The following is a 23221-nucleotide window of genomic DNA, read 5'->3' as shown; positions in this document are numbered from 1 at the left end:
CACTATGCTTGCCGGCTGGGGATGTGTTTTTTTATTCAGCTATTAGTTTACCATCATAAAAAAACAATTCTTTTTCTGTGGATATTTCTTTGCCTTCGGGTGTTTCATACGTATATTCATATTCATAAACAATAACAGAATTACCTTGTTCTAATCGAAGTTTAGCTTCAGCTAGTATCAGTGATTGATTATAAAAAGTTTTATATTCATCGCTATCTTCATCAATTGTTGTCAATATAGTTCCATAAGTTTTCATCTTAGAGTCGACTAGTTCAGCAACTTCCGTTTGATTCGAAATTTTCTTTGAAGGTTTCCCAAGTATATTCTCTACCTCTTTATCGGCCATACCATTTTCAATATCGTCAAAAGACTCTGATTTAAGTGGGGTAGAACAACTTCCTAGTACAAATAATAAAATGGTGATTATCCCAATGTTAAATAATTTTTTCATTTTTCATCCTCATTTCATGATATAATTATTTCGAACAATTCTCATGAATTTGAGGACATGAGTTGGCTAGCATTGCAGTGCTGGTCAACTTATTTTTTTTTGCACATCTAAAAGCGTTTCAGTCACGAATCTAATAATATAATTTTTGTAGTAAATGATTTCACCTAGTTTCGAACGTAAATAAGAAACTGCCTCGTAGATAAAATCTTCAGTAAAGTCTAAATACTCAGCACATTCCCAATAGTATTTGATTCCTTTCTTGTAGCAATCGATTAAGTCATCCAAAGATATAGCTTCAGTGTACCCTATATTTCTGGCCAGTTTTTCTTGTTTACTGTTTCCTAAACAACTTTGATCTAATATTTCACCAACACTAGATTTAAAATGTGAAAATTCTTCAAACAGATATTGCCTTTTCAGAGTCGTAGGTAGAGACTTGTCAATAAATATAGCATTCCTGTAGTAGTATGCTTTATCCGGATGGTGGCTAAGATCACACTCAATCACCGGGACTTCAATACTAACTTTTTCGAGCAACTTCTCATAATCATTCATTAACTATCATCCTTTGTCATTTTATTTTTGAACGCTCAAAATCTTACGTGTTTACCAATTTATAAGCATTAAAATAAACTAACAATCCCCTTTAATCATCCTTCAATTCAACATTATGTTTCTTGGCAATTTCTTCTAAATCTTTCATGAGACTTTCCTTTTGTTCATCAGAATAAGTCCTGTTCGGATCATCTGAGTGAGCTGCTAAAGTAATTATTGGTCGTTTTTTCTCAGATATCTGCTCCTGTAATTGTTGTTCCGCTGATTTGTAAATATACTCTTGTCTGGTCGAGTCAAGTTGACTATAGATTGTCAAGATGTCATGCGCATTTTCTATTTCTCCAATAAAAATTCTAGGATCTACTTGAAATACGGATGCTATCTCAGGTAGTTTTTCCATTTTTGGACTGCGCTCACCAGTTCGCCACCTTGTTATAGTAGTGCGATTGACACCAACTAAATTGCCAAGTTCATCATCGCTCATATCTCTTGATTTCATTAGAGAGCTTAGTTTATCAGAAAATAGACTCAATGGTTTCCCTCCTTCTTTTGTTTCTGTTTGCTCCATTATATGTAAATAGTTCCAAAAATGCAATAGAACCGCAAAAAAATGTTTTTTCTAAAGAAAAGTCGGTAAAATGGTTTGCATTTTTGGAACAACGATGGTATATTGCTAGTAGGAGGTGTTCCAAAAATGCACTTAAAATTATATGAGGCTAGAAAAAAAGCCAAAATAACTCAGGAAGCAATGGGTAAAACCATCGGAGTTTCTCCACAGCAATATGGCAAGAGAGAGCGTGCTGAAATGAGCATTTCTCTTGAAGAAGCAAGTAAAATTTCTGAAGCGTTACAGCAACCGATAAGCGTATTGTTCCCGGAATATTTTTTTATTCAAACTGTTCCAAAAATGCACAAAGAAAAAAAGCAAATAGTTTAGGAGGTACTTAAATGCAAATGTTGAGCGATCAATTTATGGAAAATATGATGAACGAAGTCACGAGTAGAGTTGATCGTTCATTACGGCAAATCGAAAAAGAATATGCTATTCGTTCTAAATATTTGTCGAAAAAAAACGCATGTATCTATGCAACTATATCGCCCTCAACTCTTGAAAAATGGTTGGCTAAAGGACTACCGGTTTCGAAGATTGACAGACTCTACATGATAAATGCAGATGACATCGATGAGTTTATTGCTAAGCACAAACTTTAAGGAGGTGAGTAAATGAGAAAAGCATTGAAGGAGTACAACAGAATCTCTTATACATTGTTTTTAATTGGATTTATCATATTTCTGCTAGTGGATTCAATATCTAAATTAGCAGTCGGCTATATGTTAATCATGCAAATCTATTTTCTTGTAGCTGAGTTATTTGACTTCCATTTGTGGGAAGCTTCCGATTGCCGGGAGAAACAACTTAAGAAATAAATTAATAAAATTTGAGGAGGAAGAAATAATGCCAAAGAAAAAACTATCAACATTTGAAAGTCATATCCACGTATACAGAGCTATGAAGCGTATGACACAACAGCAGCTTGCTGATTTGGTGTCTGTATCTCGACAAACAATCATTCAACTTGAGCGGAATAGATATAATCCATCGCTTCTATTAGCTCATGACATTGCTGAAGTATTTGAGGTTCCAATTGAAAAAGTATTTACGTTCAAACCAATAAAAGAAGAAACTTTTGAAGTGGAGGAATTAAAATGGAAAGAAAAATTTTGAAATTAATTGGACCAAATAGCGAGTGTTTAGAGATTGGTACGTCTGAAAACGGAAATGCACTTCTTGTTCTAACTGAAGGATTGAACGCAATTGCTAACGAACTAGAAAGAGAAGACGTTAAGAAAATTATTGCCGCTTTAAATTCTGCTTTTAATGATACATGCCCAATCTGTGGAAATGAAAGAATCAAATCTGACCATGTGTATTGTGGCGTGTGTGGAGAAAAAATAAAAAGGCCGGAAACGCCCGCCAGCGATTCCGACAAATAAGAAAATTAATTTGAAGTAATTATACCATGAAATCTGAGGATGCGAAATATGGAAAGAATTAAAAAATTAACTAGTGAATTACTCAATGCTTGTATTGATGAGAACGTAGCGGCAATAGTCATTTTAGAAGAACGAGCTGAAAATGCAAACGGCGTATATAGAGTTGGCTCCAAAATTGCTCATATTACTCAACTACTGTCTTTATGTGACACCTTATCTGAAAACTGTGATTGTTCACATTGTAGAGATCGACGAGCATCGGAGCAAGAACATGAAGGAGAAGTAGCAGCTGCTAACGAAGTGTTTGCAATGCTAAGAGAAATCATGAAAGGAGACAGCAATGGCTAATATCCTAATTAACAAAATTTCATATAAGAACTTTAAAGGCATATCTGATTTTGAGCTAAATTTGTCAGGTCAAGGAGCAACAGTTTTTGGTCGGAACGCATCTGGTAAAACTAGTCTGGCAGATGGTTTCCGCTGGCTGCTGTTTGGGAAAAATCTATCTGATGAAAAATTGAATCCTAAGCCGCTTAATGATGACAACGAAGAACAACTGGGACTTGATCCAGAAATCGAAGCAGAGCTTGTTATAGACGGTAAGGTTGTAATTCTCAAACGAGTTCAGTCAGAAAAATGGACTACGAAAAATGGAGCTCTTGAGAAAACTCGAGGTAGTGACACAACCAAGTATTTCATCGATATGGTTCCTACAAAGGAGAAGGAGTGGAAAGAATTTGTCTCAGGCATAGCTAATGAGTCGCTATTCTTTATTTTATCTAATCCAGGTTCATTTATGCGACTAGCGTGGAAGGAACGCAGAGAGCTTCTTGTGAAGCTCTCTGGCATGACAGACGATGACATCATAAAGTCTAATCCTAAACTGGCAGAAGTTTCCAAGATTTTAAAGGACCATTCTGTCGAAGATATGAAAAAAATATTGGCGGCACAAAAGAAGGAAATCAAACAGCAGATTGACGGAATTCCACTTCAGATTCAAGAAAATCAAGAAGCGATAAATCGATTAAAACTGGATGATAGCAATCCGGATGAATTGAAAGAGATGATTATTGCTGCTGTTGAACTAGTCACCAAGAAAGAAGAGCAGCTGCTCTTAGCTAAACAAGGTGATCCTGCTTTAAATTACCAAGAGCAAATATCAAAACTAAATTTGAAAATGTCTAATGAAAAAGTTGAATTTCTGGCTACTGGAAATCTGAATACTCAAAATTTGCAAAATGAAGTTATCGAACTGCAAAGGACTGTAACTAATCTGCGGTCACAAGAATCAAAAGTTTCATCTGAAATTTATCAGCTGGAGCTATTGATTAAGAATGAACAAGAGGAACTTGAGAAGTTACGCAATAAGTATTCGGAACTAAAAGACCTTTCTTTCGATGAGCATCAGAAAGAGTGTGTGACGTGTGGACAAGAATTACCTGAGTCGCAGCTGGCTGAAATCATCGAAAAGTTTAATCTAAAAAAAGCTAATGATCTAGAAGAGAACATTGCAGTTGGTAAAGCCAAAAATCAAGAAGTAAAAGCAAATCAGGAAAAGCTGCGTAACTTAATTAACGAGAAAACTCTACTAGCTACTGAGCTGGCTGATAAAGAAAAGGGACTGGATCTACTCAATGATGAGCTGACTTTCCAACAATCAAAAATTGGTTCTTTTGAAGATACCGATAGTCACAAAAAGATTTTAAAGGAAATCGATGAGCTGCAACAAAAAGTATTAACAGCTAAGGCCGATTCTTCTCAGGAAATCCAAGTAGCTCAAACCGCTTACGATGCTGCAGTTAAGAACAAGGAAAAGTTACAAGAGCAGCTGCAACAATTCGAACAGTTCAAACCGTTTGAAGCTCGAATTGGCGAGCTTAGAAAGAAGGACAAAGAACTGAAGGAACAGAACCAGGAAGTTGAACGCCAATTGTTCATGATTGATGAGTTTGTTCGCTTGAAAGTGAAAATGCTCGAGGAAAGTATCAATTCTAAATTCAAGCTAGTTCAGTTCAAACTGTTCGATTTACAAAAAAATGGCGGATTGAATGAGGTGTGTGAGGCTACTTATAAAGGTGTCGGATACAGTTCATCTCTGAACAACGGCGCAAAGATTAATTGTGACATCGACATCATCAATACTCTGTCGGAGTTCCATAACTTACACTTACCACTTTTTGTTGATAATGCTGAGGCAGTAAATGAACTGATTGACTCAGAATCACAACTAATTGAGTTGCGAGTGTCTGAAGACAAAAAACTGAAAGTAGAGGTAAATACATGAATCAAATTTTAGTTTACGCAAAAGAGGGAACAGATCGGATGTTTATTGGGATTTTTGATTCAATGGAAAACATTCTGGAAGAGGTCGAATCAAAACTTATGAATTTAGGACTCATAGACCACTTTAAACCAAAACATATTTACGCAAAATTGGGACCATATGAAGAATACAGACTATTTTGGAGGGAAAACTAAAAATGACAAATCAAGCGCCAGCAACATACAGAACAGGGTTAACCAAACTCAATGACACATTTATGCCGATGGTAGAAAGTCAGTTGTATGATAACGGCATTCAAATGACTGAATATCAACGAACTTGCGTGATGAATTCTATTTCTTCTATCAATGAGATGCTGCTCAAAGAAGGACTGACAGTTAATCAAATTGATCAAAGCAATTTGACTCAAATATTACTAACAGTAGCATCTTTACAACTGAATTCGGCTGCAACGCCTCGAGAAGTCTATTTTATCAAAAGAGGAGAGTCTCGTGGTCAAGGTAATGCAAAGGCTACAGTCGTCGAAATGGGAATCGAAGGTGATGGGAATGACGCATTGCTCTCACGATTCGGAAGAGGGATAAAAAAGGTCCATCGCCATTGGGAAGTAAAAGAAGATGATGATTTTACGTACATGAGTTACACAGGAATAAGTGTAACACCTCCAACTTGGGTACCTAAGGGGAGCGGAAAAGTTGTTCGCGTTGTCTACCCGCTTGAATATGAAGATGGACAAATTGAGTATGCAATCTGTGAACGTGAAGATGTGAAAGCGAATCTCATTGCTCATATGTTCAATAATCTGATGTGGGATAAAGAGAAAAATGATAAGAAAGAGAAGATTCGTGTTTTTGCTGACTCACATAGTCTTGATGATATGTTGGATGACAAAGATATGCAAGTTCTTGGGAAGATTAGTCCGGCTTGGAAAGATCCACAAAGTCGTGAAGCGATGATTGTTCGCAAGATGCGTAATAGGATAGTTAAAAAAATTCCTAAGGATTTCTCTAATGCTTATGTAGCAACAAAGTTCGAAGAAGCAGAGGATGACTTTTCAAGTCGTAGAATGGCTGTTAAAGAAGCTGAAATTATTGAGGAAATTCAGGAACAGGCTAATACAGAAATCTTCGAACCTGCTCCTCCAGCTGTGGAAAAAAATGAACCTGATGAATATGTCGAGGTGGCTGCTGATCGTGTTGATGCATCAGAACCAGTTGAGGATGTTGATCCGTATGCTTAAAATCAAAAGTTTTGGTTCTGGCAGTAAAGGGAATGGTTATCTGATTGATGATGGCCATTCTCAGCTACTAATAGAATGTGGGGTTCCATATAAGCAAATTCAAAGAGAAATGAAACATGATTTCTCAAAAGTTTTGGGCTGTCTCATTTCTCATGAGCACAGAGATCATTGCAAATATATAAATCAACTAATTGGTGGAACATCAGTCGAGGTTTACGCCACTCATGGAACAACTGATAGTTTGTTCGCAGACAGCACTTTGAAATTGTCTCAGTATGATTTCTATCGGTTCAATGAGCTGAAATACAAAGAAACAACTAAAATCGGTACTTGGTTTGTCACTCCATTTAAAACAGAGCATGATGCAGCAGAGCCTTGCGGTTTTCTCATCGATAATATTGCTGGCGATCGCTTGGTATTCGTGACTGACAGTTACTATGTGAAGTACAAATTTCCGAACATTACGCATTTGATGATTGAGGCGAATTACTCAAGGGACATCATTGACGAAACATTAACAACAGGGTTTGACCGAAAACATAAAACTCGTCTAATGGAGAGTCACTTCGACTTTGCCAACACCCTCGAATTCATCAAGGCGAATAAGTCTAATAAGCTGCAAGAAGTGTGGCTGTTGCATCTATCAGACTCCAATAGTGATGAAGCACTGTTCAAAAAAGAAACTAAAAAAATTACCGGCGTTCCGGTTTATATAGCATAGGTGGTGTAGAAAATGGCCGGAGGAGGCTGGATAAAACTTTACCGTTCAATTCAAGACCACTGGGTTTGGGACAACCCTGTTTATTTAAAATGGTGGCTTGACCTTCTGTTGATGGCCAACCACAAGCCGAACAAAGTCCTCGTAAATGGAAAAATTGAAACAATAGACATCGGTGAGAGATTGACCAGTGAAATGAAACTATCCGCCAGATGGGGTGCTAGTAGGAAATCGGTTAGTAAGTTTTTGACCTTGCTTGAGAATGAAGGCATGATAACTGTTTCTAAATCTAGGCAAAAAGGAACAACGTATAAAGTCTTGAAATACAAGGACTATCAGCAAGTTTCAGACCCTGTGGAGAACAACAAAGGACACAACAACGGAAACAACAAAAATAGCAACGAAGGTAGCAACAAGGGTGACAACGGGGGTAGCAACGAAGGTAGCATAAACAAGAATGAAAAGAAAGAGAAGAATGAAAAGAATGATAAGAATATACCTTCTCTTACTCCACCAATTGATAAAAATAATATAAATATAGTTCTGGTGGAAATTGAAAAAAATTTCGGCAGACCACTCTCGCCAGTTGAAATCGAAATGGTCACTTCTTGGCAGTTGACTGACAATTATTCTGATGACCTGATTCTTGTTGCTTTGAAAGAGGCGGTTTTGAATCAGGCATACAGTTTGAAATACATGGATCGGATTCTCCTTAATTGGGAACGTAAGGGAATCAAATCCGAACAGCAAGCTCTTGCAGCTATAGCTAGTAGGCGCAATGCTAGCATCTCTGAACAGGAGCATGTTTCTGACGAGCCATTACCTAAAGTATCGTTGCACAATTGGTTAAATCCAGAAGGAGAGGAGTGATGATCACATGCCTTATGTGATTAAAGCTAGCAGGTATCCGTACATTGATAAAAATGGTAACCCAACATTCAACATCGAAAATGCTCAGCATTACACCAGTTTGGAAATGGCAGAACTAGCAGCGGACGTCTGTCAAGGTGTTGTTAAGGAGAGCATTTCAATTGATAAAAAAATTCCTGAGAAAAAGGAAAATATTTCCAATTTCAAGGAGATAGAAAAAAACTATTATCCGAAATCTAATCAATCATGGATGAGAGGTGGCATTTAATGGAATGCTTTACTTGTTTCGATAATAAAGTCATCTGGGTAGAAGATAAATACGGAAGATCTACTTGCGGACCTTGTCCGATTTGCAATTTGAATGGAAATGAAGTTCGTAAAGAAATAGAAAAAATGGAAAAAAAACAGAAGGTTAAGGAGGACTACGCCAGTGGAAGCTATCGAAATTATCATTCCTGGTGATCCTGTTCCTCAGGGGAGACCTCGATTTACTGTGCGGGGAAAATTTGTCCGAGTATATGATGATCCAAAGTCCAAAGAATATAAAAGTCTGGTTTCTTCAGCTGCAATTCAGAAACGGCCAGCTAATCTTTTAGCTGGAGCCCTTCGAGTTGAAGTGAAAATATTTAAACGGAGCTTGAAAAGTTTTTCGAATAAGAAGGCTGAACTAGCAGAACGACGTGAACTTCGACCGACCACAAAGCCCGACGCTGATAACTATGCTAAAGGAATCCTCGATGCATTAAAGGGGATTATTTGGGAGGATGATGGTCAAGTGGTCCTTTTGATATGCGAAAAGTTTTATTCAAAGCAGCCACGGGCTGAGGTCACTATCCAGTCACTTGAAGCACAACAAGAAACTTTATTTTAGGAGGAAAGACAATGTATGACGTTAATTATGGGGATTTTGATGAGCTAAAAAAAATGTTGTTGTATAAAAAAATTGAATCATGGACTGAAGATGAACTGTTACTTGACGATGGCACTAGAATAACTATCGAGATGAGCGCTTCTGATTGTTGTGCGAATGCTGGCGGAAAGTTCACTAATGTCAAGTTGGAAGCTGTGATTACTGAGGTCATTAGGTTGGACAAAGGTAAAAATGTATATAACGGTGATGGACATACATCGAGAGCCGAAATCGTACTATTCCACAACCAAAATGTTGTAGCTCAGGCTGATTGCTTTGCTGACGATGGAAATGGCGGTTACTATTTCAGCGTTTGCTCTCTTGTTGTAAAGGATATACATTTTCGAGTTTGTGAAGCTTAAAGAAAAGAGGAGGAATTTATCATGTCAAAACAAGTAAACTTTAGTCCGGAATTGAAGAAGGTAACGTCAAAATCTAACGGAAATATCGAAGTGCTAATGGTCGTTAGCAACGATTCGTTGCGTGGGAAGTCTGATGATCTTTGGGATTACCTCGGCAAAACTGTTCAGGTCGTTATTCATCCCGAAACGTATGAATACAGCGTTCCCTATAACAAACAAACCAATAAGCCAAATATCGAATATGTCGTAAACCAGGACGGCACTGTTGAAGTTCTGGAAGAAGAACAGACATCTTTGGACCTTGAAGACGGCGTTGCTGAGACAGAGGAGCGACAGATGCAGGTTGATAAAGATATCATCGATTCGTTTATCATGTCAGCTCATAGCTTAGAATATCCAGACACCATTTCCATCAATCCGCGCGACGTACTAGATCGAGTGAAGAAAGGCGACTCAATCACAGAGATTGCTGTCGCTTATGAAATGTCAGAATTCACACTGCTGAATCAGCTAGAAATCGCTCGTAAAGAATTTGCTCCGTTTGCTGATGCATGGGCTAAGAATAAAGTTGAGATACAGAACTCAGCTGAATCTGATGATGAGGACCCATACAGTGAATAAGAATCAAAAGCAGGCAGTAATGCAGGAACTTACTCTCTTAACCGATCCAGTCGGTTGGGAGAGTGATCCTGTAACTGTCGAGCGAGTGGAAGTGTTGGGACGCTTATTAGGCGCTGATAATATTTCAGAGTCATCACCTTTACCTGATTTAGATTTCGAAAAGTTCACTGTTGATAATTTTTTGTATCTCAAGAGTTTGGGCTATGGTAACGATTATCTGATGGAAGTATGCGGTGTGCAAAAAAATAAATTTAATTATTGGATTAGAGATAACGAACTAAGCCGGCAACACTTATCAAGGGAAGAGTTACAATTTTGGGAGTTTCCGAGTTCTGCTAAGAAGCTACCGCTGAAGGGAGAAAAGACAATGGCAATAATTACCAAAGAAAAAATAAATGAATTTTTACAGGATGGTGGCTGGAAGGTTGGAACACAAAATTCCTACCGGAGTTTTTTATCTGTTTTTATGAATTTCATGGACGGCGCTGAAATCACAACTAAAAAAGTAGATACATTCTTACACAGTTATATTCAAAAGGAAATATCAACAAAAAGATCGAATATAAAATCTGTTCTCCTTAAATATTTGAAATGGATTGATTTCGATTACAATGAGCGGCAAGAGAGAGTAGTTGAAGTTGTAAAAAAAAGCAAACCTGTGCCATCCACTGTTCCACTAACATTTTCAAATAATACCTGTCAAGAAAAGGGTGCAGAAACACGTGAACTCAGAGTTCTAGAAAAATCTGAAAAAATTTGCGTGATGGTTGGCAAGGCATTTCTGGATGTCGATCCTGAAGAACAGGCAGCCCGCATTTCTTTAGATCATGAAAAAGCCAGCGATCTATCTGAAAAAAAGGAGACGGCTCGACAAATCGCAGCTGACTATGGTGGCCGCTTAGTTAAAGTGAGAACAGTAACCAGTCTGGCAGAAGTTGATTAAATGGCACAATACCGGAGACTTATAAATTATCCCGGCAGCAAATGGCGGATGGCTGATACAATCATCCGTCACATGCCGCCGCACAAGGCGTACTTAGAGCCGTTTTTTGGTAGTGGCGCGGTGTTCTTTAACAAACAAAAATCAACGGTTGAAACGATAAACGATTTAGATCGCCGTTTGGTTAACATGTTTGAAGTCATTAGAAACCAACCGGATCGCCTTCAGTACCTGATAAAATTTACACCTTATTCCAGAGAAGAGTTTGAGCAGTCCGATAACATCTCGTCAGACCCTGTAGAAGACGCTCGAAGGATGTTGGTCCGGTTGTGGTTCGGTGTAGGGGGCAAAACTTATGCGATGCCGGGATTTAGAAAAAGCATCAGCTGGAATGGTCCTTATTGTGCTTATGAGTGGAATGACATGGAGAATCGCATCGGCTATGCAGCTGCTCGTCTTAAGGATGCACAGATAGAAAGTAAGGATGCTATTCAGCTGATAAATGAAACTAATAACGAGGATACGCTGCTTTATTGTGATCCTCCTTATCTTAGTTCATCGCTGGTTAGCGATCATTATAAGCATGGATTTACTAACCAGCAGCATGAGGAGCTACTACACAGCCTGCTGAATTATAAAGGCAAAGTAATCCTATCCGGCTACCATAGCGGCATGTATGATGATGCATTAAGCAGCTGGTACACCGACACGAAAAAAACAAAAGTTGGAATCACGACTGAAAAGAAATCTGAACGGACTGAAGTTATTTGGATGAATTTTCAGCCGGATCAGCAAATGAATTTACTATGAGGAGTGAGGAAATGAAAAATAGGCTACTTGATATTTTTCATAGAGCTGGTATCACAGCTAAATCTTTTGAAAGAGGAGACTGGATCTCTGCTGGATGGGACCGAGAGAATCAAGTTGATTACATTCAGATTTGGTTCGGAAACGAGGACACACCAATTGTCAGTTATGAAAGAAATGACGGTAAATGGGAGTTTTGTGATTGGGCTAATTGGGGGGATCAATATGTTCAGGCTAAGCTTGATCATGCAATTGTCAAATCCCTAATTAATCATCTGAAAAAAACAAATATTCATAAGAGAGCCAAGGCGATAAATGTACAGCTTTCATTATTTTGAGGAGGTAGACTGAATGAATAGGGTAGAGGAAAAGATAATTAAATACGGAACCGATGCTTGGTGGTCAGTTTCAGCGAATCAATTTTCAAGAGAAGGCGTTGTCGATGATCTCAAAGAAATCCAAACAGAGCAGGAAGATCTCCAGAAGAATATTGATAAAATGGCATACAAGCAAGCAAAGAAAATCATCGAAAAAGAGACAGGTGTAACCATCCCTCATAATTTTGCTGAGGTATGGGAAGCCCAAGGGAAAATTGGAGCATTGATGAACACTGTCAGCTTTGAGCTTGATAAACGTGATGACAATCGTTCCTATGAGCAGTTTATCTGGGATTCACTAAAACAGAGTGAGCCTGTTGAGGTTACTCAGTATGTAGCTGATTGGTATGAAGAAAATAAAAAGAATTTAGATTATAAAATATGGGAATACATCTATGATTTTGATGAACATGATTCAGACGACTTTTGTAAATGGATGAATGTGTCAAAGACAAAGCCTGTCGAAACCCTCATTCGTATGCAGGACGGCTACAAAGTGAAGCAGGAGCAGCTATATCAAGTTGTATTTCTTGAAACAGATGACGACCGCCAAATCCTTTTCAGAAAAGGGAAAGAGTATGAAATCGGTTTTGAATCTGAAAACGGTGGTTACTGGCAGCAGGATTTTACTGAAAAAGAAATTAAAGAAGCTAATCAGGCATATTGGAATGATGCGTTTGTAAAACAAGTAGATTCGGACAATTGAACTCTTTCCATAATGGAAATGATTAAGGAGATAGCGGTATGAATAAACCAAAAGAATTGGAACAGCAGATATTAGTGGACCAGTTCGAAAGGCAATTTGGTTTTTCACCTTTTAGGGGAAATACGACACTTCTGAGCGAAGAGGCAAAAGAAATTCTAAGTAGGCATGAAATTGAATATATCAATGAACGATATGAACAGAAAGAGTTCGAAGGTGGTATAGAACTGATTCACTCCATCGATGGAGTTGTTTTTAAGGAGATAATCAAATGAATAGCTATGTAATCAAAGTTTTATCGAATAAAAAGTCGTTAGGATTCGTAACGGCTTGTGAAGGAAATCGAATCACCGTTTCTAAGTTAGATAATAGAAAAGCTCTATGCTTCTTGCGTTCTGATGCCAAGGAGGCCGTAAAAACTCTACCTGAGTGTTGCAATGGAAAAATAATCCCTGCATCTAAATTTTTATAAAGGAGTGATAGCATGGGAAAAACGAAATCAAAAATTAAAAAGAAAAAGCGCCGCCTTCAGGAAAAAGCAGCTGCTAACGGAACATCAAAAACAAATAAAAAAGCCGAAAAGATTAAGAGTTAATTAGCTAGCATAACTCTCTGTTTCCTCCCGACCAAGACAATCTATTATACCACAGGAGGAATCAAGGCGAAATGGTACTGTTTGATGTTAGTAAATATGAAACTCCAGATCCAAAAGATGTTAACTTGGATCGTACGAAATACAACGTTGGTGTGTTCATGAATGCATATCTGGCTGCCAGAACTCGCTATGGACAGCCTCGGGAGCCAAAGCTGACTTCTAGCTTCTCTTTGGTTCCTCCGGCATCCAGCGGCGAGAATAATGCTGAGGCTGAAAAAATACTTATTGAAAATGAAGAGGCGCGAGAAAAGTTTGATTATTTGCACGAGTTATTTGTTTTAGGATTTGCGGCAATTCAACATCCTTTTAAACCTGAAATATGCGATCGTCGTAAGAAGATTTTTTACAATCGATATATATTGGGACTTTCAGTTTATATCTGTTCACAGCAGTTGCATATAAGTGAAGACCTCGTATCTCAGGACGCGGCGTTGGCAATTATACAATTTGCGGATGCTCTGGAGCTAGTAGAATTTCGGTGAAAAATCGGGTTTCTATCGGGTTCTTATCCGGTAAATATCCAGCAATTATCCGGGCTATGTCCGGTTAAACGGTGTTATTATGATATTGTCAGTTAGTAGGACATCTCCTACTGCTGTCAATGGCGGTATAGCCAAGTGGTAAGGCTGAGGTCTGCAAAACCTCTATCACCGGTTCAAATCCGGTTATCGCCTTATCAAGTGCACTAGGTAGCGCAACCTCCTGAAGCGTGCGGGGTTCGAATCCCTGAGGCTAGGTGCAGGACTTGGGATGGACCCGAGAAGGGGAGTCCGGCCGGTTCGATTCCGGAAACAGTGCATTTTGATATCACCGAAAAATAGAAAGTGACACAATTACACAAAAATTTTTGATCAGTCTATCTATTTTTTGGTATCTCGGAACGAGCACTCATTTGTGCTCGTTTTTTTTAAATAACTAAAAAAAGAAAAATATCTGTTATTATTTTCCAGAAAAAATAATTTAAACAGCGTTGTATCGATGTTTCTGTTTGAGAAAATAAGTTTATAAAATAACAAGAAAAGACTTGTAATAGTCGTCAACCCAAGTTAATATACATACAACAAATAAATAAAGCGAGGTTGATAAAAATGAAAAGAACAGCATTAGCAAAAATGAACGGATATGTATTGTACGAAGATCAAGAAAGTTACTTCATCGAATATGAAGGCACAGAAGAAAAATTTTACTACTTTATCTCATTTCGGTTGACGCCATACAATTGGAAAACAAAAACTAGCGAAAAAGGAGTTATAGAAATAGCTTCAAAATCTTTCGGAATGCACAACGAAGAGGAAATGAAAAAACTTATTGAAACCTACGAACAAGCTATCGAAGCTGCAAAGTATTTTAAAACAGTAATAGCTGATAATACTGATATCGAATTCTAGAAAATAAAAACGGCCGGGGCGAGTTAGCCCCGGCAATGGAGGATAAAAAATCATGAACGCATTAGAAGTAGCAGAAAAAATTAAATCGAATCGTGAATGGCGAGTGGCTTATGAAAAAATTATCAATGGTGAAACAGCCGATGACAGGTTAGAGGCTCACAAAGAATTTGAACAAAAGTTTGGTATTAACCTGAATAGCGGTTTAGGAATTTATGTAAAAGCATTTTTACAAAAATAGAAAAGAGGAAAAATCAATGGACTTGAAAATAATTGATGAAATAAATGATTATGAACTGTTAGGAGATATCAAAAAAAATTTTTTCGCCGTTAAAACATTAGATTCCAAAATACCAGCGATTCATTTGATTGTCGAGGACTCAACCTACTCGATTGTGATTGAATCAAAGGACTGGGGAACTTTAAAAACGAAAGATATTCAGAACGTAGTTAAGCGTTATAATGCAGCTGAGCAAGCTGCTAGAAAAATTCAAGACTATCTACAATCAGAACATGGATTAAATTTTATATAAAGGACAATTTGAGAGCTGAAAAGCTCTTTTTATTTTGGAGGAAATTATGAAAATAGTAAAAATGAAATTAGTAGATTTAAAACCTGCACCATACAACCCACGTGTGGATTTGGTTCCCGGCATGGATGAATACGAAGATCTAAAAAAATCACTGGAGGAATTCGGCTTTGTCGATCCTCCTGTTTTTAATTCTCGCACAGGTTTTCTTGTTGGTGGACATCAGCGTGTCGCTGTGGCTCAAAATATTGAGCTCTGCGAAGAAGTAGAGGTATCGGTAGTAGATTTACCTATCGAACGTGAAAAGGCGCTTAATTTAGCTCTCAATAAGATTAAAGGCAAGTGGGATGAAAAGAAACTTGCTCCACTTTTACGTGAGTTTGAATCTGGTGATTTGGATCTGACCGGTTTTAAAGAAAACGAGGCTACAGAAATCATTGAAAGATTTGAGTACAATATCGAAATTGAAACACCAATTGAAGAAGATGGTTTCGATGTAGACAAAGCGGTAAAAGAAATAGAGAAGGATGGACCGAAGGCCGTTCAAGGAGACATTTGGCAGCTGGGGCCACACCGCTTGATGTGCGGCGATGCAACTGTTCTTTCTGATATTGATGCATTGATGGATGGAGAGCTAGCCAGTCTCGTTGTTACCGACCCTCCTTACAACGTCGCTGTGGTGTCCGAAAATGAAGAACTTCTTGATTCTGGCCGAGATTCAATTATGAATGACGACATGAGCGATGAGGAGTTTCAGTCTTTCTTGCATGGGGTTTTTGCCAGCTATACTCATTTAATGTCTGAGCGTTCAGCAATTTATGTGTTTCACGCGTCGAGCACTCAACGTGACTTTGAAAACGCCATGAACGACAATCAAATATTTGTCCGTTCCCAATGTATTTGGGTAAAAAATTCTGCTAGCAACGGTTGGAGTCAATATAGATGGCAACATGAGCCTGTTTTTTACGCTCATAAAAAGGGTTGCGCTCCTTTTTGGCAGGGGAATAGGAAACAATCGACTGTGTGGCACGATGACTTGATTGATGACCTGCCATCCACAATTTGGGAGTGTAGCCGGGGAAACGTGAACGCATATGTTCACCCTACACAAAAACCATTGTCTTTGTTGGCCATCCCGATTAGAAATAGCTCAAAAAAAGGTGATTTGATTGTGGATCTATTTGGAGGCTCCGGCTCCACGCTCATGTGCGCACATGAGCTGGGCCGGCGCTGCAATCTATTGGAGCTTGACCCAATATTTTGTGATGTTATCATTAAACGTTTTGAGGAATCAACAGGAATTAAAGCAATAAAAGTAAATTAGGGTTACAGCACCATTTTTCGGGAACTTGTAACGAATCGATTGAAAGATGGTGTTTAACATAAAAAAGAAGACCGAGCGCGCTAACGCTCGGTCCACTCAACGAAGTGCGAACACTCCGAAGACACTGAGACAAGACCACGCGTGGTTTTCAACAGCTCAGTGTCTTTTTCTATTATAGACATAGCGGAGGAATTACGCAAATGGAAACCAGACAAAATGAAAACATAGATATTGAGTACGAGATTCAAAAGGCATTAGAAAAAGCCGAATCAATCGATGAGTATAAGAAAATAATCCGAGCTGCCTTAGGACAATGGCTCAAAAATTTAAAGGCTGGAGAGATAAAGCTCAACAGCATTTCTGATCTGAAAGTATTAATCGAAGCTGATTTAATGCTGAAGGAGAGTGAATGATTTGAGAGCAAAAGAATGCAAAGAGGTCGATGTTATCGAATGGAATGGCGGAAACCTCAACGAAGTTAGAGATTTTACTGAAGGCAGGTTGGTCATCGTTTTGAGCGATACTATCTGTATAGACGGAATAGCAAAGAACCGTATTCTTTTCATGGTGCTTACGCTCGATGGTTATACTCCTGTTGAGGAAGGCGACTATATTATAAAAGACAAAGAAGGCAATTTATGGGTAATCAATCCTGAGAATTTTGACCAGGATTTTGAAATAATAAATTACTAAAAACAATACTCAATTTTTTTGAGAGTGAGGTGGTGAGAGATGAGTGGCTAGAAAAAGAGATCCTCGGCGTGATGAAGCTATGGAAATTTATAAAAAACATGATGGAAAGATTGACCTTATCAAAATTGCTGATCAGTTGGATTTATCAGCCGGAACCGTTCGCGGCTGGAAGTCAAAAGACAAATGGGAACAGCAGTTAAACGGAACGCTCCAATCAGACCAAACGGAACGTTCTAAAAGGCGGGGCGCCCCTAAAGGCAATCAGAACGCGCTAGGCAACAAGGGGAACTGCAATGCATCTCCACCACCTCGTAATAAGAACGCTCTGAAACATGGAGCGTATGAAACGATTTATATGGATTTATTATCTGATGACGAAAAGAATCTATTGGATGTAATGTCTGATGATCCTCTTTTGATTCTTCAGGAAGAAATACGCACGATGCGAGTTCGGCAACTACGCATGATGAAAAGGGTACGAGCTGCTGAAGCAGGTCTGACAGAAAATGAAAAAAGTATTCTTCATCAGATAACGGCAGAAAAGCAGACTTTTGAACGAGAAGGTAAGGTCGTTTCGATCGCCATTCCATCCGATGACTTAAAGGTGACGGAGAAGCGAGAAAAGATTACACCTAAGATCGAATGGATTCTCAAGATTGAAAGTGAGCTTACTAAAATTACTGGGCAATTGACTAGAGCTGTAAAGCAGATGAATGATATTGAACTCACTCAAAAAAGAGTGACACTGCTGGATGCACAAACGAAAAAAATTAACCTTGAGCTTGGAATCACCAATGACGGGCCAGATGAGCTGCCAGTCGAAGATAAACTGGAGCTTGCTGCTAAGTTCATGGAACGTTTTGGAGTGACCGATGATGAATGAAACGCAGAAAAAGGTCATAGAATTATTGGATAGTGCGACTCCATCCGACCAGTTAGAACCCTGGTTAGTTGGGCGAATTCCTCAACATTACAGACGTATAAGCATCGAAAGAGATGAACAAATACGTCTGGCCAGAATTGGTGCAAGTCAATCCTTAGCCTTTTTTGGTAGCAAACCATACTTCACACAGGCGATGTTAATTGGTGCAGTTCAGGGCGGTTATTCAACCATCAAGGTCGTTACGCCTAGTCAGTACGGTAAAAGTTACACTTGCGGTCAGATTGCTTTGCTGCGGGCGAATGAAGGTAACCCTGTTCGAGTGGCCGGCAACGATGCACAGGTTACTGAGATTATTATGAAATACGTTGCTGATCATCTCCAGCATGCAGACATATCTATTAGAGTAAAAATGATGGAGCCGGCCGATAAAGTAGAGCGGCTGCAAATGGGGATGTCTAAAAAGAAAATTGCTTTGAAGGGTGGCGGAATGATTGAAGCCATCTCATTAGGTGGTGCTTTTAACGATACCCTCCGTTCCAACGCTGCTATCGGTCGTGGCGGTGACTACATCGTCGATGAAGCTGCACTCGTTCCTGATGCTGTTTATGCCGAGATGGGACGCCGGGAGTTTTCATCGGAAGATGGAAAGAAGCTGCTTAGTTTTGAAATCTCTAACCCTCACCGAAAAGGTCGTTTCTATGATTCCATCACAGCTGATGATGTTCCCGAGGACACTTTGATTGTTTGGATGGATGCCAGAACTGCATTGGAAGAGGGCCGTTATAAATCAAAAGAACAGATAATCAATTCTGAGTTTTTCAAAGAAGAAAGCACAGCAAAACGGTACTTGTTATGCGAACTTGACGATTATGCTGACAAGTCGCTGTTTAATGAAATCGTAGTGAATGATGGACCAATCCATCCCGATACCATTTTCTTCTTAGGTATTGATTCAGCCCATAAAGGAAAAGACAATATCGATGTTGTCCTTTCAGGACTGGAGCCTTCAGGTATGGTCCGAGTGCTGGACTTTGCAGTGATTGATAAATCTGATTGGATAGATGGTGTTACGAGTTTTAAAGTAATTGATGACATCATGAAATTGGTAACTCGTTTTGATGTGAAAAAGATTTGTGTCGATATTGGTTTTGGTATTTGGCTTGTTGAGGGGTTAGCCAAAAAGCTAGGAAATAAGCGAGTACAAGGAATCAATTTTGGTGAAGGTACCACAAAAACGAGGAAAGAATTGAATCACTTTGCTGCTGTTCGTGGTTTCAACAAACGAGCGGAGATGCATGTGGATCTGCAGCAGCTAATCAGTAGTTTGGACATCTCTTTTACATCGAAGATGAAAGATGCACTCGAAGAGCAAATGAACTATGTACAATCACTAATAAAATCAAATGGAAAGATAGCGATTATTTCGAAGGATGAAATCAAGAAACTGCTAGGTAAGTCTCCGGATGAGCTCGACGCAGTTCTTCTATCCGTTCATGCTATCTTGCTGCATTCAATTGACAATTCAGAGTAGCCTATACACTCTGATTGATAACAATTTTCGAGGCTTTTCGATTCTTGTTTCTCACATAGTTTAGAAAAGTGAAAGGTTGATATATAAGGATTTTTAAAATTAATATTGGGTATACCATTCCATTTTCACAAAATAGGTACGCTAATAGCCCGGCAACTCTACAGCTTGATATAAGATGCGTTATGTTAACTGTCTCTAAAAATAACAATTGAAGGTGATGTTTTATGCTACTTGAGAAGAATCTAAACGATTCATTTGATTATGAAAAAAAGAGAATGGGATTTAGTGATGAACAAAATGAGAGGGTTCAGTATATTGCTCTTTCAACCTCTAAATCATATTTTGATTTATTGAAGTATATAACTGGATTTCGTTCTGCAGGCTTATCTATTGATGACGCAATAGAATCTGCGGAGAAACATTATTTATAGAAAATGAAATTGAAGGGTGGTGATAAAGTGGCGAAAAGCAGAAGAAAAAAGAAGAAACAACAAAAACTGGCACTTAGTTCTCAAAGACAGGAGAAGCTCGCCTCGGATTTCATGGGTTCTGATAGTACGTATGAAATTTTGGAAACACTCATTAAAGATTCACCAGATGATTGTGCCAGCGGGTATGATCAGCAAAAGAAAAAAGGAACACCTGATCTACTGGATTGGCTGTGGGAGAATATGCCAGTTCTTGAGTATGTTGTCTCATCAATTACAAGCATGATATTTAGTGCGCCGATTACTACTGGCGAAGGCGATGAGGCAGACGAAAAGGTTAAAGCCTTTTTGTACGCTCAGAACGCTCAGGGAACTACTAACTATCTGCTGTTGAGAGAAGCAGTCAAGCGGGCACTCGTTTTTGGCAGAACTGGCATAAGATATCTAAGCGATGAAGCTGGTCTACAGATGATTAAGTACAACCATTTTGGCAACTTAATTGCCGAAAATACCGAGTATTATGGATTTGATGATACTTTAGCCTATATCATTTCTAGAAATCAAAAGAAACTTGATTTTTCATCAATAAAAAAAGATGAACTGACTGGGTGGTTTGATTTCGATATGAAGGAGCTTTTCAAAAAAGGAATACTGATCACAAAAGACAAAAGGCACATCGGTGTTCCTGTCGAGGACTTTGTTAATCTAAGAACAGATGTATCATCGATGAAAGGTGAGTCCATTCTGACAAGAGACAGGCTGAGAAACACGCTTATTACATCAATCTATGAACATCTCATTGACGACTTGGAGTATGACGGACCAGGTCGTATTTTGTTGTGGTTGAAAGGTGCCGGTGACTTCTCAGATGGCAACGAGGCTAGTACATCGAATGTACTGAAGAACACTGTACAGGCAAATGCTCAGAAAGCTGATAAAGCTAAGCGTGAGGCGGTTAAGTTTGGTGAGCAGTTGAAAAACAGCACTAGTAAAAATGTCGCTGTTGTCAATAATATGTTCGATAAATTAGATACTATCCCTCGTGTGACTAAATCAACTGAGTTCTTAACTTTTGCCGAAACAGCTGGTGAGATAGTAGCACAAATTTTCGGTATTCATCCAGCGCTGATTGGTCTTGGCAAGATGAACGGCAACATCTCGATGGAAAAGATTCTGGATAATGCAATGGAGAACGTCATCATCCCTTATCGAGAACTTTTTGCAGTTCAGCTCAGCAATATGTTAGCGCCGAAGTTAGAAGTTGAGAAGATTTATTTTTATAAGGATGACACTATCGATTATAACGCTAAGACTGACAATGCCTTGAAAACAGTAGAACTTGCTGAACGCCTCAGCAATCTTGGTTTTGAGGATAAAGCAAAGGAATTGATTGATAATATTGCAATTTAGGAGGAAAAGAAATGCTAGATTTGAATAAAATTATTAAAGATGAGGGTGCTAAGGTATCGCCAGTGATGGAAATCGCAGGGACTCCAGTTTATAACTTTTCTGATGCTCAGAAATTGAACGAACTGGAATTGACCCAGCGAAAATTAACAGGGCAAAAGATTGACCTAACAGAGCGGCAAATCACGCCCGATGGCATTACCTATACAACAACAGGAAAAAAGAATGCGGCCATCAACGTGGATCAGTTCTTGAATAATCGCTATCGCAAGGTTGAGCAGACCGACGGCAAAAAGACCACATCATTTTATGATGTTGTTTTGGATAACCGGGCCATTCAAGAGCAGGAAAACGGCTTGATTTACTCGAACAGCGTTACTGCTTACAGAGTTGGACAAGGGGAAAAAGGTGAACTTGAGCTAATTTCAGTTTTAATTGTGAAAGACGAAGAGTTCGTCAACGACTTTAAAAATCGGTTGAACAATCAAAGTTCAATGAAAATCCATGAATTAATTAGTAAATCTCAGGAAAAAGTGGCTGAATATGACGATCTGGAGTTCTGATTATGGAAGAGGAACTGACCGAACTTATCAGCCTTTATGCTTCAGATATCGTCAATGAACAGGAAACTGATGGTAGCCTAGAAAACATACTGGCTTTTGTTGCATTGCTTTGGTTGATTAGAGCTGATGGAACTGTCGAAAAGAACAAAACTATTGCACCATTTGAGTTTCAAGCTAATTCTCAGATGTTTCAGGATTATAGGTTATCTTTTGAACAGCTGCTCGATGGATATAGAGATAGGTTGCAGTTCATCACACAAGAACTAGCGGCTCTTATCGCTAATGAATACCCTGACCTATCTTTTTATGAACAACAAGAGCTTTTGAGGATTGCGCTTGAAAATATTCCTCAGCAGGAAAGGTATCAGGCCGAACGTTTGGCCAAAACAGAAATTCACAATATTTACCAGCTGGCTGATATAGATGTTGTTAGTCAGCTTCTTGCTGTTTACGGCGAACGTCTATCGGTAAAAAAGAGATGGAAGGCGTGGTCTGGTGCTTGTGCTATATGCAAAGCTTTGGACGGAACGACTGTGAATTACGATGAGCCTTTTATTTTTGAAGGACAGTCCATCGATTTAGGTGATGGTAAGTTTTACACACACAATTACAAGGAGCAGCTCACTGCCACCGCACATCCAAATGACCAGTGCATAATCGAATGGATAATTGAATCTTATTGAGAGGAGGTGGGAACATGATTAAACGGACAGTAAATATTGAGGTAAACATGAAAGACGGAAGTAAATTGGCGATTTCTGGTACTGGTGCTCAAACTACTCTATCTCAATTAGAAACTTGGAAGCTTGGCACTTCAGTTGCGAATGCATTCAGCTATACGGATGAAGCAACAGGAAATATCATCACTACTAGCTTTAAATGTATCTGTGGCTTTACAACTTTACCGCAAACTGAAACTGAAATTCCAGACACACCTTGTAAGCAAATTGACTGCCTATAAACGGTGGTCTTTTTTGTTTCATGGAAAG

The 23221-nt window shown here is 38.7% G+C and carries 38 protein-coding genes and 1 tRNA gene; 36 read left to right on the top strand and 3 right to left on the bottom strand.

What is annotated here, in order from left to right:
- Positions 1-31: 31 nt before the first annotated feature.
- The 3 genes from AC1Z3K_RS01135 to AC1Z3K_RS01125 form a co-directional block, all read right to left on the bottom strand.
- Positions 32-451: a hypothetical protein gene (locus AC1Z3K_RS01135; protein WP_461731580.1), complete on the bottom strand. Its 420-nt coding sequence runs from the start codon at positions 449-451 to the stop codon at positions 32-34.
- An 84-nt stretch (positions 452-535) separates the two neighbouring features.
- Positions 536-1006 carry a toxin gene (locus AC1Z3K_RS01130; protein WP_461731579.1) on the bottom strand — a complete coding sequence of 157 codons (471 nt, stop codon included), beginning with the start codon at positions 1004-1006 and terminating at the stop codon, positions 536-538.
- A gap of 91 nt (positions 1007-1097) precedes the next feature.
- Entirely contained in the window at positions 1098-1574 is a 477-nt protein-coding gene (locus AC1Z3K_RS01125) for a helix-turn-helix domain-containing protein (RefSeq protein ID WP_461731578.1), read from the bottom strand.
- A gap of 126 nt (positions 1575-1700) precedes the next feature.
- On the opposite strand from AC1Z3K_RS01125, the gene AC1Z3K_RS01120 reads away from it, so the two are divergent.
- The 36 genes from AC1Z3K_RS01120 (at position 1701) to AC1Z3K_RS00945 (ending at position 23193) form a co-directional block, all read left to right on the top strand.
- Positions 1701-1943, top strand: a complete 243-nt coding sequence (locus tag AC1Z3K_RS01120) for a helix-turn-helix transcriptional regulator (protein ID WP_461731577.1) — start codon at positions 1701-1703, stop codon at positions 1941-1943.
- An 11-nt stretch (positions 1944-1954) separates the two neighbouring features.
- The gene (locus AC1Z3K_RS01115) at positions 1955-2218 is read left to right on the top strand and encodes a helix-turn-helix domain-containing protein (RefSeq protein ID WP_461731576.1); all 264 of its coding nucleotides are present in this window, start codon (positions 1955-1957) and stop codon (positions 2216-2218) included.
- A 12-nt stretch (positions 2219-2230) separates the two neighbouring features.
- On the top strand, positions 2231-2434 hold the full coding sequence (locus AC1Z3K_RS01110) for a hypothetical protein (RefSeq protein WP_461731575.1): 204 nt from the start codon (positions 2231-2233) through the stop codon (positions 2432-2434).
- A 28-nt stretch (positions 2435-2462) separates the two neighbouring features.
- On the top strand, positions 2463-2732 hold the full coding sequence (locus AC1Z3K_RS01105; protein ID WP_461731574.1) for a helix-turn-helix transcriptional regulator: 270 nt from the start codon (positions 2463-2465) through the stop codon (positions 2730-2732).
- Entirely contained in the window at positions 2714-3001 is a 288-nt protein-coding gene (locus AC1Z3K_RS01100; RefSeq protein WP_461731573.1) for a hypothetical protein, read from the top strand. Before AC1Z3K_RS01105 ends, AC1Z3K_RS01100 begins: the two co-directional genes overlap by 19 nt.
- 48 nt (positions 3002-3049) lie before the next feature.
- Complete coding sequence (locus AC1Z3K_RS01095; RefSeq protein WP_461731572.1) at positions 3050-3349, top strand: hypothetical protein; 300 nt, start codon at positions 3050-3052, stop codon at positions 3347-3349.
- The gene (locus tag AC1Z3K_RS01090) at positions 3342-5285 is read left to right on the top strand and encodes an AAA family ATPase (protein ID WP_461731571.1); all 1944 of its coding nucleotides are present in this window, start codon (positions 3342-3344) and stop codon (positions 5283-5285) included. Before AC1Z3K_RS01095 ends, AC1Z3K_RS01090 begins: the two co-directional genes overlap by 8 nt.
- Entirely contained in the window at positions 5282-5479 is a 198-nt protein-coding gene (locus AC1Z3K_RS01085) for a hypothetical protein (RefSeq protein ID WP_461731570.1), read from the top strand. The genes AC1Z3K_RS01090 and AC1Z3K_RS01085 overlap by 4 nt, the downstream gene beginning before the upstream one ends.
- Before the next feature lie 2 nt (positions 5480-5481).
- Positions 5482-6525, top strand: coding sequence for a hypothetical protein (locus AC1Z3K_RS01080; RefSeq protein WP_461731569.1), 1044 nt, complete (start codon positions 5482-5484; stop codon positions 6523-6525).
- A complete protein-coding gene (locus AC1Z3K_RS01075) occupies positions 6518-7246 on the top strand; it encodes an MBL fold metallo-hydrolase (protein WP_461731568.1) in 729 nt (242 codons plus the stop codon). The genes AC1Z3K_RS01080 and AC1Z3K_RS01075 overlap by 8 nt, the downstream gene beginning before the upstream one ends.
- Positions 7247-7258: 12 nt before the next feature.
- Positions 7259-8113 carry a DnaD domain protein gene (locus AC1Z3K_RS01070; protein WP_461731567.1) on the top strand — a complete coding sequence of 285 codons (855 nt, stop codon included), beginning with the start codon at positions 7259-7261 and terminating at the stop codon, positions 8111-8113.
- A 7-nt stretch (positions 8114-8120) separates the two neighbouring features.
- On the top strand, positions 8121-8381 hold the full coding sequence (locus AC1Z3K_RS01065) for a hypothetical protein (protein ID WP_461731566.1): 261 nt from the start codon (positions 8121-8123) through the stop codon (positions 8379-8381).
- Between the two features lie 162 nt (positions 8382-8543).
- Positions 8544-8984 carry a RusA family crossover junction endodeoxyribonuclease gene (locus AC1Z3K_RS01060; RefSeq protein ID WP_461731565.1) on the top strand — a complete coding sequence of 147 codons (441 nt, stop codon included), beginning with the start codon at positions 8544-8546 and terminating at the stop codon, positions 8982-8984.
- An 11-nt stretch (positions 8985-8995) separates the two neighbouring features.
- Positions 8996-9385 (top strand): DUF7448 domain-containing protein, encoded by a 390-nt coding sequence (locus AC1Z3K_RS01055; RefSeq protein ID WP_461731564.1) that lies wholly within the window; start codon positions 8996-8998, stop codon positions 9383-9385.
- Positions 9386-9406: 21 nt separating this feature from the next.
- On the top strand, positions 9407-10006 hold the full coding sequence (locus AC1Z3K_RS01050; RefSeq protein WP_461731563.1) for a hypothetical protein: 600 nt from the start codon (positions 9407-9409) through the stop codon (positions 10004-10006).
- On the top strand, positions 9999-10949 hold the full coding sequence (locus tag AC1Z3K_RS01045; RefSeq protein WP_461731562.1) for a hypothetical protein: 951 nt from the start codon (positions 9999-10001) through the stop codon (positions 10947-10949). Before AC1Z3K_RS01050 ends, AC1Z3K_RS01045 begins: the two co-directional genes overlap by 8 nt.
- Positions 10950-11756 carry a DNA adenine methylase gene (locus AC1Z3K_RS01040; RefSeq protein WP_461731561.1) on the top strand — a complete coding sequence of 269 codons (807 nt, stop codon included), beginning with the start codon at positions 10950-10952 and terminating at the stop codon, positions 11754-11756.
- 11 nt (positions 11757-11767) lie between these two features.
- The gene (locus AC1Z3K_RS01035) at positions 11768-12091 is read left to right on the top strand and encodes a hypothetical protein (protein WP_461731560.1); all 324 of its coding nucleotides are present in this window, start codon (positions 11768-11770) and stop codon (positions 12089-12091) included.
- A gap of 13 nt (positions 12092-12104) precedes the next feature.
- A complete protein-coding gene (locus AC1Z3K_RS01030) occupies positions 12105-12836 on the top strand; it encodes a DUF1642 domain-containing protein (protein ID WP_461731559.1) in 732 nt (243 codons plus the stop codon).
- 38 nt (positions 12837-12874) lie between these two features.
- Positions 12875-13108 carry a hypothetical protein gene (locus AC1Z3K_RS01025; RefSeq protein WP_461731558.1) on the top strand — a complete coding sequence of 78 codons (234 nt, stop codon included), beginning with the start codon at positions 12875-12877 and terminating at the stop codon, positions 13106-13108.
- Positions 13105-13305 carry a hypothetical protein gene (locus AC1Z3K_RS01020; protein ID WP_461731557.1) on the top strand — a complete coding sequence of 67 codons (201 nt, stop codon included), beginning with the start codon at positions 13105-13107 and terminating at the stop codon, positions 13303-13305. Before AC1Z3K_RS01025 ends, AC1Z3K_RS01020 begins: the two co-directional genes overlap by 4 nt.
- 194 nt (positions 13306-13499) lie before the next feature.
- On the top strand, positions 13500-13970 hold the full coding sequence (locus AC1Z3K_RS01015) for an ArpU family phage packaging/lysis transcriptional regulator (protein WP_461731556.1): 471 nt from the start codon (positions 13500-13502) through the stop codon (positions 13968-13970).
- Between the two features lie 121 nt (positions 13971-14091).
- Positions 14092-14162 (top strand) — tRNA-Cys (locus tag AC1Z3K_RS01010).
- 414 nt (positions 14163-14576) lie between these two features.
- Positions 14577-14876 (top strand): hypothetical protein, encoded by a 300-nt coding sequence (locus AC1Z3K_RS01005; protein ID WP_461731555.1) that lies wholly within the window; start codon positions 14577-14579, stop codon positions 14874-14876.
- 52 nt (positions 14877-14928) lie between these two features.
- Positions 14929-15114: a hypothetical protein gene (locus AC1Z3K_RS01000; protein WP_461731554.1), complete on the top strand. Its 186-nt coding sequence runs from the start codon at positions 14929-14931 to the stop codon at positions 15112-15114.
- A gap of 16 nt (positions 15115-15130) precedes the next feature.
- Entirely contained in the window at positions 15131-15406 is a 276-nt protein-coding gene (locus tag AC1Z3K_RS00995; protein ID WP_461731553.1) for a hypothetical protein, read from the top strand.
- A 46-nt stretch (positions 15407-15452) separates the two neighbouring features.
- Positions 15453-16727, top strand: coding sequence for a site-specific DNA-methyltransferase (locus AC1Z3K_RS00990; protein ID WP_461731552.1), 1275 nt, complete (start codon positions 15453-15455; stop codon positions 16725-16727).
- Between the two features lie 200 nt (positions 16728-16927).
- The gene (locus tag AC1Z3K_RS00985) at positions 16928-17140 is read left to right on the top strand and encodes a hypothetical protein (protein WP_461731551.1); all 213 of its coding nucleotides are present in this window, start codon (positions 16928-16930) and stop codon (positions 17138-17140) included.
- Position 17141: 1 nt separating this feature from the next.
- Positions 17142-17420, top strand: coding sequence for a hypothetical protein (locus AC1Z3K_RS00980; RefSeq protein WP_461731550.1), 279 nt, complete (start codon positions 17142-17144; stop codon positions 17418-17420).
- A 43-nt stretch (positions 17421-17463) separates the two neighbouring features.
- Positions 17464-18303, top strand: coding sequence for a phage terminase small subunit (gene terS / locus AC1Z3K_RS00975; RefSeq protein WP_461731549.1), 840 nt, complete (start codon positions 17464-17466; stop codon positions 18301-18303).
- Complete coding sequence (locus tag AC1Z3K_RS00970; RefSeq protein WP_461731548.1) at positions 18296-19834, top strand: hypothetical protein; 1539 nt, start codon at positions 18296-18298, stop codon at positions 19832-19834. Before terS ends, AC1Z3K_RS00970 begins: the two co-directional genes overlap by 8 nt.
- A gap of 224 nt (positions 19835-20058) precedes the next feature.
- The gene (locus AC1Z3K_RS00965; RefSeq protein ID WP_461731547.1) at positions 20059-20265 is read left to right on the top strand and encodes a hypothetical protein; all 207 of its coding nucleotides are present in this window, start codon (positions 20059-20061) and stop codon (positions 20263-20265) included.
- 27 nt (positions 20266-20292) lie between these two features.
- Positions 20293-21672, top strand: coding sequence for a hypothetical protein (locus AC1Z3K_RS00960; RefSeq protein WP_461731546.1), 1380 nt, complete (start codon positions 20293-20295; stop codon positions 21670-21672).
- An 11-nt stretch (positions 21673-21683) separates the two neighbouring features.
- The gene (locus AC1Z3K_RS00955; RefSeq protein ID WP_461731545.1) at positions 21684-22232 is read left to right on the top strand and encodes a hypothetical protein; all 549 of its coding nucleotides are present in this window, start codon (positions 21684-21686) and stop codon (positions 22230-22232) included.
- A gap of 2 nt (positions 22233-22234) precedes the next feature.
- Positions 22235-22915, top strand: coding sequence for a structural protein (locus tag AC1Z3K_RS00950; RefSeq protein WP_461731544.1), 681 nt, complete (start codon positions 22235-22237; stop codon positions 22913-22915).
- A gap of 14 nt (positions 22916-22929) precedes the next feature.
- The gene (locus tag AC1Z3K_RS00945) at positions 22930-23193 is read left to right on the top strand and encodes a hypothetical protein (protein WP_461731543.1); all 264 of its coding nucleotides are present in this window, start codon (positions 22930-22932) and stop codon (positions 23191-23193) included.
- Positions 23194-23221: the final 28 nt, after the last annotated feature.

Source organism: Enterococcus sp. LJL128 (genome assembly GCF_056924295.1).
Note: the sequence above shows the minus strand (reverse complement) of the source record. Positions and strands in the feature narration are given on the sequence as shown.

What these genes read in the sequence shown, in the direction of transcription:
- AC1Z3K_RS01135 (WP_461731580.1), bottom strand. Translation starts at nt 451, where the DNA reads ATGAAAAAATTATTTAACATTGGGATAATCACCATTTTATTATTTGTA.
- AC1Z3K_RS01130 (WP_461731579.1), bottom strand. Translation starts at nt 1,006, where the DNA reads ATGAATGATTATGAGAAGTTGCTCGAAAAAGTTAGTATTGAAGTCCCG.
- AC1Z3K_RS01125 (WP_461731578.1), bottom strand. Translation starts at nt 1,574, where the DNA reads ATGGAGCAAACAGAAACAAAAGAAGGAGGGAAACCATTGAGTCTATTT.
- AC1Z3K_RS01120 (WP_461731577.1), top strand. Translation starts at nt 1,701, where the DNA reads ATGCACTTAAAATTATATGAGGCTAGAAAAAAAGCCAAAATAACTCAG.
- AC1Z3K_RS01115 (WP_461731576.1), top strand. Translation starts at nt 1,955, where the DNA reads ATGCAAATGTTGAGCGATCAATTTATGGAAAATATGATGAACGAAGTC.
- AC1Z3K_RS01110 (WP_461731575.1), top strand. Translation starts at nt 2,231, where the DNA reads ATGAGAAAAGCATTGAAGGAGTACAACAGAATCTCTTATACATTGTTT.
- AC1Z3K_RS01105 (WP_461731574.1), top strand. Translation starts at nt 2,463, where the DNA reads ATGCCAAAGAAAAAACTATCAACATTTGAAAGTCATATCCACGTATAC.
- AC1Z3K_RS01100 (WP_461731573.1), top strand. Translation starts at nt 2,714, where the DNA reads ATGGAAAGAAAAATTTTGAAATTAATTGGACCAAATAGCGAGTGTTTA.
- AC1Z3K_RS01095 (WP_461731572.1), top strand. Translation starts at nt 3,050, where the DNA reads ATGGAAAGAATTAAAAAATTAACTAGTGAATTACTCAATGCTTGTATT.
- AC1Z3K_RS01090 (WP_461731571.1), top strand. Translation starts at nt 3,342, where the DNA reads ATGGCTAATATCCTAATTAACAAAATTTCATATAAGAACTTTAAAGGC.
- AC1Z3K_RS01085 (WP_461731570.1), top strand. Translation starts at nt 5,282, where the DNA reads ATGAATCAAATTTTAGTTTACGCAAAAGAGGGAACAGATCGGATGTTT.
- AC1Z3K_RS01080 (WP_461731569.1), top strand. Translation starts at nt 5,482, where the DNA reads ATGACAAATCAAGCGCCAGCAACATACAGAACAGGGTTAACCAAACTC.
- AC1Z3K_RS01075 (WP_461731568.1), top strand. Translation starts at nt 6,518, where the DNA reads ATGCTTAAAATCAAAAGTTTTGGTTCTGGCAGTAAAGGGAATGGTTAT.
- AC1Z3K_RS01070 (WP_461731567.1), top strand. Translation starts at nt 7,259, where the DNA reads ATGGCCGGAGGAGGCTGGATAAAACTTTACCGTTCAATTCAAGACCAC.
- AC1Z3K_RS01065 (WP_461731566.1), top strand. Translation starts at nt 8,121, where the DNA reads ATGCCTTATGTGATTAAAGCTAGCAGGTATCCGTACATTGATAAAAAT.
- AC1Z3K_RS01055 (WP_461731564.1), top strand. Translation starts at nt 8,996, where the DNA reads ATGTATGACGTTAATTATGGGGATTTTGATGAGCTAAAAAAAATGTTG.
- AC1Z3K_RS01050 (WP_461731563.1), top strand. Translation starts at nt 9,407, where the DNA reads ATGTCAAAACAAGTAAACTTTAGTCCGGAATTGAAGAAGGTAACGTCA.
- AC1Z3K_RS01040 (WP_461731561.1), top strand. Translation starts at nt 10,950, where the DNA reads ATGGCACAATACCGGAGACTTATAAATTATCCCGGCAGCAAATGGCGG.
- AC1Z3K_RS01035 (WP_461731560.1), top strand. Translation starts at nt 11,768, where the DNA reads ATGAAAAATAGGCTACTTGATATTTTTCATAGAGCTGGTATCACAGCT.
- AC1Z3K_RS01030 (WP_461731559.1), top strand. Translation starts at nt 12,105, where the DNA reads ATGAATAGGGTAGAGGAAAAGATAATTAAATACGGAACCGATGCTTGG.
- AC1Z3K_RS01025 (WP_461731558.1), top strand. Translation starts at nt 12,875, where the DNA reads ATGAATAAACCAAAAGAATTGGAACAGCAGATATTAGTGGACCAGTTC.
- AC1Z3K_RS01020 (WP_461731557.1), top strand. Translation starts at nt 13,105, where the DNA reads ATGAATAGCTATGTAATCAAAGTTTTATCGAATAAAAAGTCGTTAGGA.
- AC1Z3K_RS01015 (WP_461731556.1), top strand. Translation starts at nt 13,500, where the DNA reads ATGGTACTGTTTGATGTTAGTAAATATGAAACTCCAGATCCAAAAGAT.
- AC1Z3K_RS01005 (WP_461731555.1), top strand. Translation starts at nt 14,577, where the DNA reads ATGAAAAGAACAGCATTAGCAAAAATGAACGGATATGTATTGTACGAA.
- AC1Z3K_RS01000 (WP_461731554.1), top strand. Translation starts at nt 14,929, where the DNA reads ATGAACGCATTAGAAGTAGCAGAAAAAATTAAATCGAATCGTGAATGG.
- AC1Z3K_RS00995 (WP_461731553.1), top strand. Translation starts at nt 15,131, where the DNA reads ATGGACTTGAAAATAATTGATGAAATAAATGATTATGAACTGTTAGGA.
- AC1Z3K_RS00990 (WP_461731552.1), top strand. Translation starts at nt 15,453, where the DNA reads ATGAAAATAGTAAAAATGAAATTAGTAGATTTAAAACCTGCACCATAC.
- AC1Z3K_RS00985 (WP_461731551.1), top strand. Translation starts at nt 16,928, where the DNA reads ATGGAAACCAGACAAAATGAAAACATAGATATTGAGTACGAGATTCAA.
- AC1Z3K_RS00970 (WP_461731548.1), top strand. Translation starts at nt 18,296, where the DNA reads ATGAATGAAACGCAGAAAAAGGTCATAGAATTATTGGATAGTGCGACT.
- AC1Z3K_RS00965 (WP_461731547.1), top strand. Translation starts at nt 20,059, where the DNA reads ATGCTACTTGAGAAGAATCTAAACGATTCATTTGATTATGAAAAAAAG.
- AC1Z3K_RS00955 (WP_461731545.1), top strand. Translation starts at nt 21,684, where the DNA reads ATGCTAGATTTGAATAAAATTATTAAAGATGAGGGTGCTAAGGTATCG.
- AC1Z3K_RS00950 (WP_461731544.1), top strand. Translation starts at nt 22,235, where the DNA reads ATGGAAGAGGAACTGACCGAACTTATCAGCCTTTATGCTTCAGATATC.
- AC1Z3K_RS00945 (WP_461731543.1), top strand. Translation starts at nt 22,930, where the DNA reads ATGATTAAACGGACAGTAAATATTGAGGTAAACATGAAAGACGGAAGT.